We start from the raw sequence: 15,356 nt of genomic DNA, 5'->3' as shown, positions 1-15,356 counted from the left end.
GTGCAACATGCAACGAACTCCCCCACTACGCCCGAGTGACCCGCGATCGCCCCGCGCGACGTCCACGCGCGCCGCCGGGACCGCCGCGCGCGCGCTCGCGTGCGTTGGGTTGGTCGCGGCCTGCACGGTGCCGATCGACGACACACGCAACGACAAGCGCCTCTTCCCGGCGCAGGGCGTCATCCGCGGAACGGTCACGTACGTGGGCCCCCGGCCGTGCACGCGCGATCGGCACGTCGTGGGCGACGCCATCATCCTCGCGTTCGACCGTCGCAACCCGCCGCCGCCGCTCGGCATCGCCGCGAGCGCCGTCAACTTCGCCGTCGTGCCGGGGGACACTCTGTTCGCGAACGAGCCGCGCACGCGCGGCGCGGAGCTGTCCTGCCCGCCTACGGGCGAGATCGTCAGCGTGTCGGCGCCTTTCACGATGTCGCCGCTCGCGGGCGCGTCGTACTCCCTCGTCGCGTTCTACCATCGGAGCGGCCGCTTCCAGCCCCAGTTCCGGTACCGCAACCAGCCGGAGGCGGGCGATCTCGCGGGCGGCTACGTCGATCAGCGCGACGCCGATCTCAACAGCGGAAACCCTTCGTACGTACCCAAGTACTTGCCTGTCTCCGTAGGCACCCCGGGCCCCGACGACACCTTCAGCATCCCGCCCGAGGGCGCGCTCACCGACAACGTGCCGGTCACGATCGCGCGGGTCGTATCGACCAACCGCCCGACCTTCTTCCCTGCGGGCGCGGAGCTCCCCGCGACCAAGACACCCAGCGCCGGGAACCCCAGCGGAGAGCCCCGCTACGTGCCCGTCGTCACGATGACCCAGGACCACCGCGTGCTCGCGGCGCCGGCGACGGTGAACCTGGAGACGCTCACTCGGTACGAGGGTTCCTTCCCCGCAGTGACCCTCGGGTACGGGGTGGCCCCGGACGAGCTCGACGTTGCGACCTCGCTGAGCGCTCCCTTCGGGCTGCCGCTCGAGGCGCTCCCTCCTGCCGGTCGCGGGGGACTGCTCGTGTTCGGTCGAGGCGCGCCGCAGCCGGAGTCGGCGCGTATCCCCGCGCTCTGGCCGCAGGTGACGTTCCGCAAGCTCGTGGACGATCCCGAGCACAAGGCCGACCCTCAGAGCCTCGCGTTTCAGGGCAGCAACAAGGCTCCGGCCGTGCTCCTTCAGGGACTGACGCTGCTCGACGAGAGCCTCGTGAAGACCGTCGCCGGACCGATCGGATCGGCGCCCTCGGTCGCGGCCTTGCGCGGCAGGGTGAAGGTGCTCGTGCGACCCGCGGCGCTCTGCGTCGACGCCGCGCGCCCCGATCGCGGGGGCCTCGTCGTCACGCCTTCGCTCACCGGGGAGAGCGCCGATCCCGCGGAGAGCGCCCCCAAGCCGGTCTTCGACGAGGGAGCGCTCCGGCGCGGCCTCGGCAGCCTCGTGGCCGACGTGCGCGCGGGCTGCCTTCCGCTCGGTCGCTACGCGATGATCGCGGCGTACCCCTCGGGGCAGGTGTGGACCACGCCGAACGAGGCTGGCGCGTGCGCGGCGCTCGAGGGCTCGCTCGTGGAGCGCGACAAGGTCGGATCGTGCAACCGCAAGGCGCGCCCGGTGCTCTATTCGCAGGGCCCGCGCGCGGTGCTCGAGATCGTGCCGCCGACCACGCCCGAGGGCCAGGCCGCGTGCGCGGGCGGCGTGCCCGTCGAGTGCCTGCCTCGCTGACACCACCTGCGCCTGCAGGCAGGCTCCCTGCAGGCGATGTGCATGTTGCATATAAACGATTCGCTCGCGACGAAGGTCGCCGAGCTCTGTACCCCGTGCACGCTCGAAGAGCTCACCGAGACGATCGCGGCGCGCGCCGGGAGTCGCCAGCGGCTCTCGGTGGTGGAGGAGGTGCTCGCGCTCCTTCGCGCCGCGGGCGTCGTCGTCGAGGTCCCCCGCGCGCCTCCCGGCGCGCCCAGCGTGGCCGCGGACGCCCCAATGGCTACGCGCCAAGCTCGCGTGCTGCTCGCGCTCGGCGGCGGTATCGCGGCCGCGTTCTCCCCGCTCTTGGTGGAACTGCTCGTGGGCCGAGGGCACGGGGTCCGGGCGGTCGCGACGCCGAGCGCGCTCCGGTTCGTTCGTCGGCTGCCTCTCGAGGCGCTCACGCACGCGCCCGTCCCGTCGAAGCTGTGGCCATCCAGCCCGACGGACGTCGTGCCGCACCTCGCCCTCGCGCGGTGGGCTGACGTGACCGTCCTCTACCCAGCGACCGCCACGACGCTCTCGCGCATCGCGCGCGGGGACTGCTCGACCCTCGTCTCCGCGGCGGCCATCAGCACGCGCGGGCCGGTGATCCTCGTCCCGACGATGAACGAGGCGATGCTCCACGCCCCATCGGTGCAGAGAAATCTCGAACAACTACGGGGAGATGGATTCCTGATCATGCACCCGTCGATCGGCTACGAGGTCGCCGAGGCGCCCGAGCGCCGCGCGCCCGCGTTCGGCGCGGCGCCGCCGCTTCAATACGTCGTCGACGTGATCGAGAGCGTCCTCCGAGGCCTCACGCTGTCTCCGGCGTGAGCGCGGTGCGGCGGCGCGAGAGAGACGCCTTCAGTCGCGACGAATGTCGGCGCCGGAGGACGGCCCGGGCGTCAGCCAGCTCATCGCGCGGTCCAGCGCGTCGACCGGGTTCCACGTGCGCGTGCCCGCCGCCGCGCGCTTCACGTGCGCGCCGACCCGCTTCATCCACGCGAGCTCGTCGTCCGAGAGAGGGCCTCGCTCGATGGCCGTGAGCGCGAGCTCGAGCTCGGCCACGTCGCGCGGGGCGCACATCGCCAGGTCGACCGAGGGGTGCGTCAGCGCGAAGCGGTAGCAGTCGGCCGAGGTGGGTCGCGGCTCGTCGGCGGGGACCATCGCCGGGTCGAGGAGGTGGCCCCAGCGGGTGGCGGTGTAGGCGACGACGCCGGGCCTCGAGGTCGCGTCGCCGAGCGAGGGGAACACCTCGGTCTCGGCCCCAGGGTGCGCGGCGTTGTAGCGCACCATGATGGCCCCGTAGGTCGGATCGCTCGCGTACGTCGGGAACGTGGTGCGATCGTGGCACGAGATCATGAGGTGCCGGGTGAGCCCACGCTCGCGCAGCTCGAGCGCCGCGTCCACGATGCGCTGCGGCGGCGGGCGGTTCCACCAGCCGAGGAGCAAGATGTCGGTGTGGTCGGTCCCCAGGGCGCGCAGCGCGCGCTCGAGCGAGCCGCGCATCAGCGAAGCCGCGCGCGTGTAGCTCTGCACGACGAGCTGCAAGGCGTCGCGCCGCGAGCGCGCGAGCGCCGCGACGCCCTTGCCGAAGGGCGCCGAGCGGTAGCTGCCCCAGTAGAGCGTGGTCAGCCCGCGCTCGAAGGCGAGCTCGACCCCCTCGGCCGGCAGCGAGCCCCCGCCGGTGGCGAGGCCGAGCGGAGATACCTTCAGTCCCGTGCGGCCGAGCGGGCGTGGCGAAAAGGGCATGGCCCGACTCTACACGAGCCCGCCAAGCCGGCGGAGTCTCGCTGCACTTGGTCGGGTGGATGTGCGCCCGCGAGCCCGGGTGTTCGCTCAGCGCCTCGTGCTGCGGTACGCGCGGAAGGCCGATCGCCTGATGCGCGCCGAGCGCCCCGTACGACGCGGTGCTCGGCGCGACCGGCGAGCCCGGTCCGGGGGCCGCCGGGCTCCAGACGAACAGCGCCGGCTGGCCCGGCTCCGCGAGCGCCAGGTGGCTGTCTGGCGGAGCGATTGCGCTCCCCGCGCCCCTTGAACGTTCATTTTTACCGCGCTCCTTTCATCGAGGATGCCGACCACCGTGGGAGAATGGATGCATTAGTCTTCGCGGCGCGGCGAGCGGCCGGGAGGAGCGCGGCGTGGAGAGCAAGGCAGCGGGAGCGGGAGACGGAGGCGGCGGCGAGAACGAGGTTCTGCGCGTGCGCGGCCGCGCTGTCTCGAGCGCCCCGGCCCTCGGCGGCGCGTTCGTGGCGCTCCCCACGGTGCTCGGGATCGGCGCCGCGTCGAGGCTCCTCACGGCCGAGCCCGTGCTCGCGGGGCTCCTCGCGCTGGCGCTCGTCACGTCGCTCGTCTTCCTGTTCCCGCGCGCGGCCCCGCGAGGTCGTCTCGCGCTCGTGCTCCCCCTCACGCTCGTGGCGCTGGGCGCTGGCGTCGGTGTCGCGCTCTCGAGCCCCGTGTTCGTCGTGTGCGCGTGGGCGGTCGCGGTGGTGACGCTGCTGGCCGTCGCGGGGCCGAACGCACCGCGCGGCGCCCGCGTGGGAAAGCGACGCCCGCCGCTCTTCGCGCGGGCTCTCTCGGCGACCACGACGACCCTCGAGCTCGACGCGGGCGGCGTGCGCATCGACCAGGGGCACGCGCGTGGCTACGTGCCCTACGTGGAGCTGTCCCCGCCGAGGCTCGCGCCTCGCCTCGACCGCGCGGGCGACAGCACCCTCGTCGTCGGTGAGGCAGCGGGCGACGCTGAGGTCGAGCTGGTCCTCGATCCCGACGACGCCGGGGCCGCGGCGCGCTTCGTCGAGCGCGTGCGGGCCCACCAAGCCGAGGCCTTCGCGGTCGGCGCGCGGCGCGTGCCGGAGGACCTCTTGCGGCGTGGCGCGTCCCTCGACGCGTGGCGCGCGCGGCTCGACGCGCTCCGCGCCGACGGCTACCGCGCGGCGGGCGCGCGGCCCGACGAGCTGCTCGCGCTCTTCGCGAGCCCGAGCGCGACCGTCGAGGCGCGCGCGGCTGCCGCCTATTGGCTCGCCCGCGCGGCCGGCCCCGCGACGCTCGAGGGCCACCTGTCTCGCCGCACCCCCCCGCTCGTGCTCGCGCTCCTCGAGGCCATCCCCGAGGCGCGGCGGCTCCTTCCCGACGACGTGTGGAGGGAGGCGCGGTCCTACGTGCCCGCCGCCGATGAGGGCGCGCCGTCGGAGCCTCCCACACCGCCCGGCGCGCGGGTCATCTTGAACGAGGCGAACGAGGCGAACGAGGCGAACGCGTCTGGCGACGACCCGCCCGCGCTGCGCGCCGATCGCCCTCGATGAGCGTGCCGCCGGCTGTCTTCGCACGCTCTCGCCTTCGTAGGTGGTGTGGCCCGCGCAGCTTCGCTAGCGTGACGCGGTGTCCGACGCCCGCACCGACCGCGCGTGCCCCGCGAACGTCGACCTTCGCCAGGTCGTCGAGGTCGACCTGCCCGCCCTCTTCGAGCACCAGCACGATCCCGAGGCCGCCCGCGTGGCCGTGGTGACCCCGCGCTCGCGGGCCGAATTCGATGCACACTGGGGACGGCTGCTGCGTTCACCGCCTCCAGGGCTCGTGGCGCGGGCGATCGAAGCCGACGGCGTCCTCGTCGGGATGATCAACTGCTTCCGGCGGCTCGGGCTGCCGGAGGAAGGCGCGCGCGTGGGTCCCTCCGGCGAGGTCGAGGGGGAGCTCGACTTCGTGGGGTATTGGATCGCACGAGCGCACTGGGGCCGCGGCATCGCCACGCGGGCGCTCGCGGCGATCCTGCGGGAGGTCACGGTGCGTCCAGTCCACGCGCGCGCGGCCACCTCGAACCGCGCTTCACTTCGCGTGCTGGAGCGAGGTGGCTTCCAGGTCATCGGGTATCGGCGATCGTCCGAGGGCGACACGCGGTTTCCCGTGTGCGAAGAGGCGCTGCTGCGACTGGACACGCGGCCCGACTGAGCGAGCGCTCACTCGCTGGCCAAAGAAGTCATCAGAACGCCATTTAGAACGGCTACTTGTCCAGTATTGCGAGATCCGCCTCGAGCAACGTCGCGCCGCCGCGCTCGACGAGCAGCTGGGTGTTCGGGCCCGAGACGAACGCCTCGACCGAGTCGTCGCCGACGCGAACACGTATGCCCTCCACGCCCCGCGCCGGGAGCTTCAGCTGGACCAGGCTCGCGTTCGTCACGACCCGTACGGCGCGGCTGAGGGGCACTCGGTGGTGGCTCAGGGTCTCGATCGTGATCGCTCCGAGCGCCCCCTTCGCGCGCAGCACGATCGGCACTTCGCTGCCGCCGCCGTCGAGGTTGGCCGCGAACGCGAGGGCGGCCGCGGCAGGCGTGGGCGCCGTGTACGACGCCGCCCAGCGCGCGCTCTTTCCGGCGACCTCGGTGACCGACTGGTCCGTGTAGCGTGCCGCCAGCGGCCCCACGAGCTCGTAGCCGCTCGCCATGGGGCCCACCATCACGCGCGGCCGCCCGCCGGTGTCGACCACGAAGGCCCCCATCCGGGGCGCGCTCGCGCCGGCGTAGAGCACGCGCTGCGTGTACGCGGAGGTGGCGACGTCGGCGACGAACGCCGCGTTCGTGAGCGCCTCGGCCTCTCTCCCGCGGAAGAGGTCGAAGTACCAGCCGGTGAACCGGGGCGGGCCTCCCGTGCCGCCGGGCGTCATCTCGACGACCATCGAGAGGAAGCGCTTCTCCTCGATCGAGAGCGGGCGCCCCGCGAGCTCGTGCCGCGCGATCGTGGCCAGCACCCGCGTGAGCTCCGCGAGGCGCTTGAAGTAGGCGAGCGCCCCGAGCCGGTCTTTGGGATCGAGCGCCGCGAGGGTCGCGCTGCCGCGCTCGGCGTAGGCCGTGAGCCCGTCGTAGAGCGCGGGCAGGGGCTCGACCCACCCGTCCGGGATCTCGCAGCCCCCCTCGTCGTAGGCCTGCGCGGCCATGAGCGCGTAGTTGTGGCGGAGCTGGCCGTAGCCCACCACGAGCGTGTTCATGCGCAGGTCGTCGTAGGCGGTCGTCTTCATGAACGAGGGCACGACCCCGCGGGGCGTCGCCGCCACGCCGCGGAGGGCGCCGAGCCACGCGCCGTAGAGATCGCCCGCGTCTTTCGCGGTCCCGAGGACGCCGCGTGCTGCCTCGAGCTGCGCCCCGAGCGCCGGGAACTTCGCGAAATCGTCGGCGAGGGCGGCCTTGCCGCGATCGAGGCCGAGCACGTACGCGACGTCGCCCGCGGCCGGGAGGTACCGGCCGTTCACCTCGGTGTGGATGAGGGGGCGGAACGCGGCCGCGTCGGCGGTCACTCGCGGCCCGAGGAGCGTGGCGATCGCCGGGAGGTTCTTCGCTCCCTCGGCCATGGGGTGGGTGCGGGCGGTGCGCTCGAAATCGTTCCCGATGGCCGCCTTCAGCGCGTCGAAGGCGCCGAGGTCGACGCGCGCGATGCCCGCCTTCTGCTTCAGCCGAAGGAGATCGGCGATCGAGACGTCTTCGCGCCGACCGGCGAGCAGCGTCCACGCGCGGTCGATCGCGTCGAGGTCCGGGAGCGCTCCCGCGCGCTCGGCCAGGTCTGCGACGGCGAGCGCGTCGATCGCCTCGCGGGGCGTCTCGCGCGGGTCGAGCGCACCCTGCTGCGAGCTCCGCGACGAGCGCGACACGAGGTTCCACTCCAACCGCGCGAGCCACATGGCGGCGCGGAAGAACGGCGCGAGCCGCGGTCGCGCGGGCCCGCCCTCGGTCGCGTTCGTCGCGTCGGCGCTCGGCGCGGGGTCCGCGTAGTGACCGCGAGGTGTGAGCTGCGTCCAGTCGATGAGCCGCGAGCGCCCGAAGAGGTCGACCTGCGCGAGCGCCGCGCCCGCCTTCGCCGCGCCGACGAGCGCGCTCACCTCCGCGTCGGTCCCGAGCACGCTGGGCACGGCCTCGTCCGCCAACAGCGATCGCGCGACCGTCAAATAGATGTCGATATCACGTGAAATATCCAGAGGATACGTGTCGCCGCTCGCGGCGAGCGCGCAGTGCATCGCCGAGAGGGCGCGGCCCAGGCGATCGCGCAGGAGCCCCGCCTCGATGTCGGCGATGAGCCGATCGTTCGAGGCGTAGACCGCGTGGAGGATCGCGTCGGCCGACACGTAGAGCGGCAGTTGGGACTGGTAGACCTCGTGGAGGCCGAAGGCGAACGTGGTGCTGGGCACGCGCGAGAGCACGACGAACCCGCGGTCGCGGAGCGCCGCGCTCTCTGCGCGGGTGAAGGCGAACCGCCGCGCCACGGCCTGCCCGTGCTCGGGCGCGGACTTGTGGTCCCACGGGGGCCACGCGCGCACGGCGTCGGCGCTGGTGTCGGCGCGGTCGAGGGCGAGGATCGCCTGCTCGGCCGTGGCGAGGTTCGAGTCGGCGGTCTCGCACCGATCCTGGGCGTGCTCCGGGGTGGCGCGCCGGGCCGGGGCGCTCTCGTCGGGCGGGGCGGTGGGCGCGCTCGCTGCGGTGTGCCAGGCCACACACGCGCGCGCGTGTGGAGTCCCGGCGTCGGCGAGCGGCGCCTCTCTCGAGGGCACCGACGCGGCGGGCGAGGGCGGCGTGGAAGCGCACGCGAGCGGCCACGCGCCGAGGGCGCCGAGCGCGAGCACGAGGCTGAGGGCTCGCGCGGATCGGGTGCGGGGGACGAGCGACTTGGGGCGACCTTGGCTGCGCGGCATGGCGGCTCACAGTACGCCGGCCAGCCCGGCGCGCATCCCGCGAGGAGAGGTCGGCGGCTACAGCTCGCAGTAGCTCGGGAAGCCCTCGGGGAGCGCGGCCGCGTAGGGCGAGGGTCGGGTCCCGTAGGGGTGGTCTTGCAGGAACTTCCACGCGCTCGCGCGGAGGTCGCTCGGCACCGTGTGGCCCTTGCCGTGCGCGCAGAGCGCCGTGAAGTGCCCCGCCTCCTTCAATTTCGCGCGGAACGCGACGGTCGTCTCCTCGAAGCGGATGAGGACCCTGTCGGACGGGCCGCCGTGAGTGACGAGCGCCGGGAAGAGGTTCGTCGGGTCTTGCACCGGCGGCTCGCCGATGGTGGCGCCCGAATAGGCGACGATGCTCGCGATGTAGCCCGAGCGCCGCCACGCGGCCTGCATCGTGTTCATCGCGCCCGCGCTGAAGCCCACCGAGTGGATGCGTCGCGGGTCGATGCCGAGGTCCTTGATGGCGCAGGCGACCACCTCGTCCATCACCGCGAGGTCGTCCTCCTGGCTGCCTCCGAGCGCGAGGAACCACGGGAGCTGACCCGCCGCGGGGTCGTGGTAGGGCGCCGCGACGATGCCGCCCGCGGCGGTGATCGCGGAGATCACCTGGGGGCTCAGCGCGCCGCTCGCCTCCGTGGGTGAGCCACCCGCGCCGTGCCAGAAGAACACCACGGGGCCGTCCTTGGTCTTCGCCGCGTCGGTCACCCAGAGCTGCACGTCGCGCGCTTTGCCGCCCGGCGCGAAGCTGGCCTTCCCGCCTGCGCCCGCCGCGACGAAGTCTGGGCAGGCGCCCGTCACCTTCGGGAGAAACTCTGTCGCTGGCGTCGTGCGCGCGGCCGGCGTGGTCGTGGTGTCGGGCGTCGCGCTCGCGTCGGGGGCGGCGCCCGCGTCGGGCTCGGTGATCGCGGTGGTCTGCGTGCTGCAGCCTGGCAGGCCGATCGAGCTGGCGATGGGCTGTGTGGCGAGCAGGAGCAGGATCGCGGCGCGAGGGGTGAGGGAGGAGGAGCGGGCCACGGCCTCAAGCTAGCACGACGGGCGTCGCCTCACTCGTCAAGAGCATTGACAAGTTCCGCGCGCGGCCGGATACCATCGACGCATGGAAAAACGCGCGCGCGCCCCGAAGGCACCGAAGCCGAGCCCCCGAGCCCCCGCGGAGCCCGCGGAGCCTGCGAAGTCTGAAGGCGTCGCCGCGCCCGGCGCCGACGGCGCGAGCACGACGCAGCTCGTGCTGCACGCGGGCCGCCTCCTCGGCGATCTCACGGTGCGCCGCATGCGCGTCCAGTTCCCCGGATTCCGCGCCTCGCACGGGCGGCTCCTTCCGCTCCTCGAGGCCGGCACCGCTCGCCTCAGCGACCTGTCGCAGCGGCTCGGCGTGAGCAAGCAGGCGGCCGGGCAGCTCGTCGAAGAGCTCGAGTCCGAGGGCTTGGTCCAGCGGGAGGCCGACCCCGCGGATCGCCGCGCCCGCCGTGTCCGCCTCACGCCGCGCGGGAAGCGCGTCGTGGCGGACGTGCGCGGGCTCCACGCGTCGTTCGACGCGGCGCTCGAGGCGCGCCTCGGCGCGCGCGACCGCGCCGCTGCCGTGGCGGCGATGCTCGAGCTGTCTCGCTGGGCGGAGAGCGCGGCGCACGGGCCTTCGGCTGACTAGAGCAGCCTTGGGGCGAAGCGCCCGCCGCGGAGCCGCCACCAGGCGCGCCGCGTCGCGTTCGCTCGACGGCGGCGCGACCATTTGCGACAGTGCGCGCCATGGAGCACGCGCGCACGATCGTCGTGGGGGCTGGCATGAGCGGGCTCGCGGCCGCCGCCGCCCTCGGCAAGGGGCACGACACCCGAGTCTTCGAGGCCGACCGCGAGATCGGAGGGTACTGCAAGACCGTCAAGCAAGACGGCTTCGTGTGGGACTACTCGGGGCATTTCTTCCACTTCAAGCACCCTGAAATCGAGGCCTGGCTGCGCGAGCGAATGCCGGGCCAGGAGATCCGCACGATCGAGAAGCGGAGCTTCATTTCTCACTCGGGCGGCGCGCGGCGCATCGACTTCCCGTTCCAAAAGAACATCCACCAGCTGCCGAAGGAGGAGCTCATCGACTGCCTGGTCGATCTCTACTTCGCCCGCGCGCCGCGCGAGCTGCTCGGCCCCGACGCTCCGCCGGCGCCCGCCGAGGAGAGCTTCAAGGACATGCTCTACGCCCGCTTCGGGCGCTCGATCGCCGAGAAGTTCCTCATCCCTTACAACGAGAAGCTCTACGCGTGCGATCTCGGCCGCCTCGACAAAGACGCGATGGGGCGGTTCTTCCCCCACGCGGACCTCACGGCGATCGTGCGCAACATGCGCGCGCCCGACAACAGCTCGTACAACGCGACCTTCACCTACCCCGAGGGCGGCGCCATCGAGTACGTGCGGGCCGTCGCGAGCGAGGTCGCGCCCTCCGCGCTCGCGCTGTCGGAGCCCGTCACGCGCATCGACCTCGACGCGAAGGTCGTCACCACCCCGCGCCGGCAGGTGAGCTTCGACCGGCTCATCTCGTCGGCCCCGCTGAACCGCCTCGCGGCGCTCACCGGGATAGAGCACGACGCGTCGGTGTTCTCGTGGAACAAAGTGCTCGTGTGGAACCTGGGGTTCGACCGAAAGGGCCCCGACGACGTGCACTGGATGTACTACCCGGACCGCGCCACCTCGTTCTACCGCATCGGCTTCTACGACAACATCTTCGGCGCCGACCGCATGAGCCTCTACGTGGAGCTCGGGTATCCCGCTGACGCCAAGGTCGACGCCGAGGGCATGCGCGCGCGCGTGCTGGCCGACCTCGAGCGCGAGGGCATCGTCGCTGGTCACGAGCTCGTGTCCTCGCACAGCGTGGTGATGGACCCTGCTTACGTGCATATTACACGCGAATCCATCGCCGAGACCGATCGCCTGCGGGCCGAGCTCGGCAAGCGCCACGTGCATTCGATTGGCCGTTACGGGGGGTGGACCTACTGTTCTATCGAGGACAACATCGTCGAGGCGCGCGCGCTCTGCGCGGAGCTCGGCGCGTGACGACGTGTGACGACGGGTGACGAGAACCAAGGAGAGACGATGAGCTTCGAAGGAAAGGCGCTCCGCGTGGTGCGCGAAGGCGCGGTCGCCGAGGTCGTGCTGCTCGGACCCGGCAAGGGGAACGCGATGGGCCCCGACTTCTGGGCCGAGTGCCCCGAGGTGTTCAACCGGCTCTCGAAGGACGACGAGGTGCGCGCGGTCGTGCTCTATGGCCAGGGCGAGCACTTCACGTTCGGGCTCGACCTCAAGGGCATGATGCCCACGCTCATGCCCCACCTCGCGCCGCCCAACCTCGCGAAGCAGCGGACGGGCCTCTACGAGCTGGTGCTCGATCTGCAGCGCTCGTTCGACGCGGTGGAGGCGTGCAAGAAGCCCGTGATTTGCTGCTTGCACGGCCACGCCATCGGCGGCGGTCTCGACCTCGCCACGGCGTGCGACGTACGCCTCGCGAGCGCCGACGCGAAGATCTCGGTGCGCGAGGTGCGCGTCGCCATGGTGGCCGATCTGGGGAGCCTCCAGCGGCTCCCGCGGATCGTGGGGCAGGGGGTCACCCGGGAGCTCGCCTACACCGGCAAAGACATCGACGCGGCCCGCGCCCTCCGCGTGGGCCTCGTGAACGACGTGCTCCCCGACAAGGCGAGCCTGCTCGAGAGCGCTCGCGCGATGGCGCGCCAGATCGCAGACAACTCGCCGCTCGTCGTCTCGGGCATCAAGGAGGTGCTCGACTTCGGCGAGCGCTCCCACGTGCGCGACCGCGAGCGCTTCGTCGCCGTGTGGAACGCGGCCTTCCTCGCCTCGAACGACCTGGCGGAGGCGATGGCCGCGTTCATGGAGCGCCGCGCGCCCGTCTTCAAGGGCGATTAGCCAGCGGGGGAGCGGGCATGCGCGCCCCGCGCCAGACGCCCGGGCTCACGAGCGGCCGCTGGGGCGCCGCATTTTGAACGCCTGAGTCCCCTGCTTGCAGAACGAGGTGAGCATCGAACGCACGGCGCCGAGCCGCGGGTTCGGGGGCTTGCCCGCGCCGAGCAGCGCGAGCTGGTTCTCGTACCAGGTCACGTCGAGCGCGGCGATCCGGTCCAGCGCCCGGACGCCCGTGCTGAGCTTGCGCGCTTGGCTCTCCACCGCCTCGCCCCCGAGCGCGCGCCGGGGGAGCTCCGGCTCCACGCAGAGCGAGCGCGCGAGCCCGACGAGGTCGACCGCGCCGCTCCGGATGGGGGCCGCCATGCCGCTCGCGGTGCGGAAGCCGCCGGTCACCGCGAGCGGTACGTCCACCTTCGCGCGGAGCGCCTCGACGAACGTGAGGAAATACCCCTCACGCTCCGCCGTGCTCGGTCGCTGCGCCCCGGTCATCGCGGGCGCCTCGTAGGTGCCACCCGACACCTCGACGAGGTCCACGCCCGCCTCCGCGAGCCAGGTGATCACCTGGAGCGAGTCCTCCTCCGAGAAGCCGCCCTTCTGGAAGTCGGCGGAGTTTATCTTGATGGCGACCGGGAACGCGGGCCCCACCTGGGCGCGGATCTCCCGGTACACCGCCAGCACGAAGCGGGCGCGGTTCTCCAGCGAGCCGCCCCAGCGGTCGTCGCGCCGGTTGTGGTGCGGCGACAAGAACTGGCTCACGAGATACCCGTGGGCGCCGTGGATCTGCACGCCGGTGAAGCCGGCCTGCTTGGCGATGGCCGCCGTGGCGCCGAAGCGCGTGATGAGGTCCTGGATCTCGGCCTCGGTGAGGGCGCGGGGCGTGCGGAAGGCGGCCGCGAACGCGGGGCCGAACGGCACGGCCGAGGGCGCGACGGTCTCTTTCGACAGGAACGCGGGCGACTGTTTGCCGGGGTGGTTCAGCTGCATCCACAAGTGAGCGCCACAGGCCGTGCCGGCGGTGGCCCACGCGCGGAGCGCCTCGAGATCGCGATCGTCCTCCACGACCACGTTGCCGGGCTCGCCGAGCGCGCGGCGGTCGATCATCACGTTGCCCGTGACGGCGCCCCCCCCCCCCCCCCCCCCCCCCCCCCCCCCCCCCCCCCCCCCCCCCCCCCCCGGGCCCGCGGGGCCCCCCCCGCGGCGGGCGCGGGGGGGGGGGGGGGGGGGCGGGCCGCCGGGCCCCCCCCCCGCCCCCCCCCCCCCGGGGGGGGGGCCCCCCCCCCCCCCCCCCCCCCCCCCCCCCCCGCCCCCCCCCCCCCCCCCCCCCCCCCCCCCCCCCCCCGCCGCCCCCCCCCCCCCCCCCCCCCCCCCCCCCCCCCCCCCCCCCCCCGGCCCGGGCCCCCCCCCCCCCCCCCCGGCCCGGCCCCCCCCCCCCCCCCCCCCCCCCCCCCCCCCCCCCCCCCCCCCCCCCCCCCCCCCCCCCCCCCCCCCCCCCCCCCCCCCCCCCCCCCCCCCCCCCCGCCCCCCCCCCCCCCCCCCCCCCCCCCCCCCCCCCCCCCCCCCCCCCCCCCCCCCCCCCCCCCCCCCCCCCCCCCCCCCCCCCCCCCGGGGCCCCCCCCCCCCCCCCCCCCCCCCCCCGGCCCCCCCCCCCGGCCCCCCCCCCCCCCCCCCCGGCCCCCCGGGCCCCCCCCCCCAAGACCCGCCCCCCCCCCCCCCCCCCCCCGGGCCCCCCCCCCCCGGGGGGGGGGGGGGGCGGGGGCCGCCCGCGGCCCCCCCCCCCCCCCCCCCCCCCCCCCCCCCCCCCCCCCGCCCCCCCCCCCCGGAAAAAGGAGGCCCCCGCCCCCGGGGGGGCCCCCCCGCGCCCCCCCCCCCCCCCCGCCCCCCCCCCCCCCGGCGGGGGCCCGGGGGGGGGTCGGGGGGGGGCGGCCCGGGCCCCCCCGCCCGCCCCCCCCCCGGCCCGGCCCCCCGCCCCCCCCCCCCCCCCCCCCCCCCCTCCCCCCCCCCCCCCCGCCCCCCGCCCCGGCCCCCCCCCCCCCCCCCCCCCCCCCCCCCCCCCGGCCCCCCCCCCCCCCCCGCCCCCGCCCCCCCCCCCCCCCCCCCCCCCCCCCCCCCCCCCCCCCCCCCCCCCCCCCCGGGGGGGGGGGGGCGGGGGCCCCCCCCCCCCCCCCCCCCCCCCCCCCCCCGCCGGGGGGGGGGGGGGGCCCCCCCCCCCCCCCCCCCCCCCCCCCCCCCCCCCCCCCCCCCCCCCCCCCCCCCCCCCCCCCCCCCCCCCCCCCCCCCCCCCGCCGCCCCCCCCCCCGCGGCCGCCCCGGCCGCCCCCCCCCCCCCCCCCCCGCCCGGGGGGGGGGGGGGGGCCCCCCCCCCCGGCCGGGGGCCCCCCCCCCGCCCCCCGCGCCGCCGGGGGGGGGGCCCCCCCGGGCCCCCCCCCCCCCCCCCCGGTCCCCCCCCCCCCCCCCCGCGGGGGGGACCCCCCCCCCCCCCCCCCCCCCCCCCCCCCCCCCCCCCCCCCCCCCCCCAGAGGCGCTCCACCGTTGCCTCCAGCTCGCGCTCCGCGAGGAGGCCCAGCGGCTCACGCTCGACGAGCTGCTCTCGCGCAAGGAAGACCTCGGCGCCGCGCTGGTGGCGCGTGCCCGCGACGCGTGCGCGGCCCTCGGCCTCACGCTCGTGTCGGCGGGGCTCCGCGACGTGATCTTGCCGGGCGAAATGCGCGCGATCCTGGGCCAGGTGGTCGAGGCCGAGCGCCGCGCGCAGGCGAACCTCATCACCCGCCGCGAAGAGACCGCGGCCACGCGCAGCCTCCTCAACACCGCGAGGCTTCTCGACGAGCACCCGACCCTGCTGCGCCTGAAGGAGCTCGAGCACGCCGAGCGCATCGCCGAGAAGATCGGCAGCCTCACCGTCGTGGGCGGGCTCGACGCCCTCGTGCCCCGTATCCGCGAGGCGCTCGCGAACGAGTAGCGCCGCGCTCGCGAGGCTGCTGGCCGGCGAGGCGACCCGGCTCGTAGATTTTCGCGTGGGAGTGACACCCGAGGTGGTAACAGGTCACCCGTGGGC

12 protein-coding genes are annotated in these 15,356 nt (G+C 75.1%); 8 read left to right on the top strand and 4 right to left on the bottom strand.

What is annotated here, in order from left to right; genetic code table 11:
- Positions 1 to 7 precede the first annotated feature (7 nt).
- Entirely contained in the window at positions 8 to 1,708 is a 1,701-nt protein-coding gene (locus IPQ09_30040; GenBank protein ID MBL0198389.1) for a hypothetical protein, read from the top strand.
- Positions 1,709 to 1,750: 42 nt separating this feature from the next.
- Entirely contained in the window at positions 1,751 to 2,548 is a 798-nt protein-coding gene (locus IPQ09_30035; protein ID MBL0198388.1) for a hypothetical protein, read from the top strand.
- Positions 2,549 to 2,578: 30 nt separating this feature from the next.
- On the opposite strand, the gene IPQ09_30030 is transcribed toward IPQ09_30035, so the two are convergent.
- On the bottom strand, positions 2,579 to 3,466 hold the full coding sequence (locus IPQ09_30030; GenBank protein MBL0198387.1) for a hypothetical protein: 888 nt from the start codon (positions 3,464 to 3,466) through the stop codon (positions 2,579 to 2,581).
- A 389-nt stretch (positions 3,467 to 3,855) separates the two neighbouring features.
- Here IPQ09_30030 and IPQ09_30025 point away from each other — a divergent pair, with 389 nt between their 5' ends.
- Together IPQ09_30025 and IPQ09_30020 are read left to right on the top strand one after the other, a co-directional pair.
- A complete protein-coding gene (locus IPQ09_30025; protein ID MBL0198386.1) occupies positions 3,856 to 5,019 on the top strand; it encodes a hypothetical protein in 1,164 nt (387 codons plus the stop codon).
- A 76-nt stretch (positions 5,020 to 5,095) separates the two neighbouring features.
- Positions 5,096 to 5,662 carry a GNAT family N-acetyltransferase gene (locus IPQ09_30020; GenBank protein MBL0198385.1) on the top strand — a complete coding sequence of 189 codons (567 nt, stop codon included), beginning with the start codon at positions 5,096 to 5,098 and terminating at the stop codon, positions 5,660 to 5,662.
- A 52-nt stretch (positions 5,663 to 5,714) separates the two neighbouring features.
- Here IPQ09_30020 and IPQ09_30015 read toward each other — a convergent pair whose 3' ends face one another.
- A complete protein-coding gene (locus IPQ09_30015) occupies positions 5,715 to 8,387 on the bottom strand; it encodes a DUF3160 domain-containing protein (protein MBL0198384.1) in 2,673 nt (890 codons plus the stop codon).
- Positions 8,388 to 8,444: 57 nt separating this feature from the next.
- Complete coding sequence (locus IPQ09_30010; protein ID MBL0198383.1) at positions 8,445 to 9,422, bottom strand: hypothetical protein; 978 nt, start codon at positions 9,420 to 9,422, stop codon at positions 8,445 to 8,447.
- Between the two features lie 82 nt (positions 9,423 to 9,504).
- Between IPQ09_30010 and IPQ09_30005 the strand changes: the two genes are divergently transcribed.
- From IPQ09_30005 to IPQ09_29995, 3 genes are all read left to right on the top strand, one after another.
- Positions 9,505 to 10,053 (top strand): winged helix DNA-binding protein, encoded by a 549-nt coding sequence (locus IPQ09_30005; protein MBL0198382.1) that lies wholly within the window; start codon positions 9,505 to 9,507, stop codon positions 10,051 to 10,053.
- Positions 10,054 to 10,151: 98 nt separating this feature from the next.
- On the top strand, positions 10,152 to 11,444 hold the full coding sequence (locus IPQ09_30000; protein MBL0198381.1) for an FAD-dependent oxidoreductase: 1,293 nt from the start codon (positions 10,152 to 10,154) through the stop codon (positions 11,442 to 11,444).
- 39 nt (positions 11,445 to 11,483) lie between these two features.
- Positions 11,484 to 12,308, top strand: coding sequence for a crotonase/enoyl-CoA hydratase family protein (locus tag IPQ09_29995; GenBank protein ID MBL0198380.1), 825 nt, complete (start codon positions 11,484 to 11,486; stop codon positions 12,306 to 12,308).
- 45 nt (positions 12,309 to 12,353) lie between these two features.
- Here IPQ09_29995 and IPQ09_29990 read toward each other — a convergent pair whose 3' ends face one another.
- The gene (locus IPQ09_29990; protein ID MBL0198379.1) at positions 12,354 to 13,406 is read right to left on the bottom strand and encodes an NADH:flavin oxidoreductase/NADH oxidase family protein; all 1,053 of its coding nucleotides are present in this window, start codon (positions 13,404 to 13,406) and stop codon (positions 12,354 to 12,356) included.
- On the opposite strand from IPQ09_29990, the gene IPQ09_29985 reads away from it, so the two are divergent.
- Positions 13,347 to 15,260 carry a hypothetical protein gene (locus IPQ09_29985; GenBank protein MBL0198378.1) on the top strand — a complete coding sequence of 638 codons (1,914 nt, stop codon included), beginning with the start codon at positions 13,347 to 13,349 and terminating at the stop codon, positions 15,258 to 15,260. The two genes, IPQ09_29990 and IPQ09_29985, sit on opposite strands and share 60 nt — an antisense overlap.
- Positions 15,261 to 15,356: the final 96 nt, after the last annotated feature.

The sequence above is a fragment of the Myxococcales bacterium genome (genome assembly GCA_016720545.1).
Lineage (GTDB): Bacteria > Myxococcota_A > Polyangia > Polyangiales > Polyangiaceae > JAAFHV01.
This window is presented reverse-complemented; position numbering and strand designations above follow the sequence as displayed.

Coding starts and splice junctions, on each gene's coding strand:
- IPQ09_30005 (MBL0198382.1), top strand. CDS start 9,505: ATGGAAAAACGCGCGCGCGCCCCGAAGGCACCGAAGCCGAGCCCCCGA.
- IPQ09_29990 (MBL0198379.1), bottom strand. CDS start 13,406: ATGATCGACCGCCGCGCGCTCGGCGAGCCCGGCAACGTGGTCGTGGAG.
- IPQ09_30000 (MBL0198381.1), top strand. CDS start 10,152: ATGGAGCACGCGCGCACGATCGTCGTGGGGGCTGGCATGAGCGGGCTC.
- IPQ09_30035 (MBL0198388.1), top strand. CDS start 1,751: ATGTTGCATATAAACGATTCGCTCGCGACGAAGGTCGCCGAGCTCTGT.
- IPQ09_30030 (MBL0198387.1), bottom strand. CDS start 3,466: ATGCCCTTTTCGCCACGCCCGCTCGGCCGCACGGGACTGAAGGTATCT.
- IPQ09_30015 (MBL0198384.1), bottom strand. CDS start 8,387: ATGCCGCGCAGCCAAGGTCGCCCCAAGTCGCTCGTCCCCCGCACCCGA.
- IPQ09_30040 (MBL0198389.1), top strand. CDS start 8: ATGCAACGAACTCCCCCACTACGCCCGAGTGACCCGCGATCGCCCCGC.
- IPQ09_29995 (MBL0198380.1), top strand. CDS start 11,484: ATGAGCTTCGAAGGAAAGGCGCTCCGCGTGGTGCGCGAAGGCGCGGTC.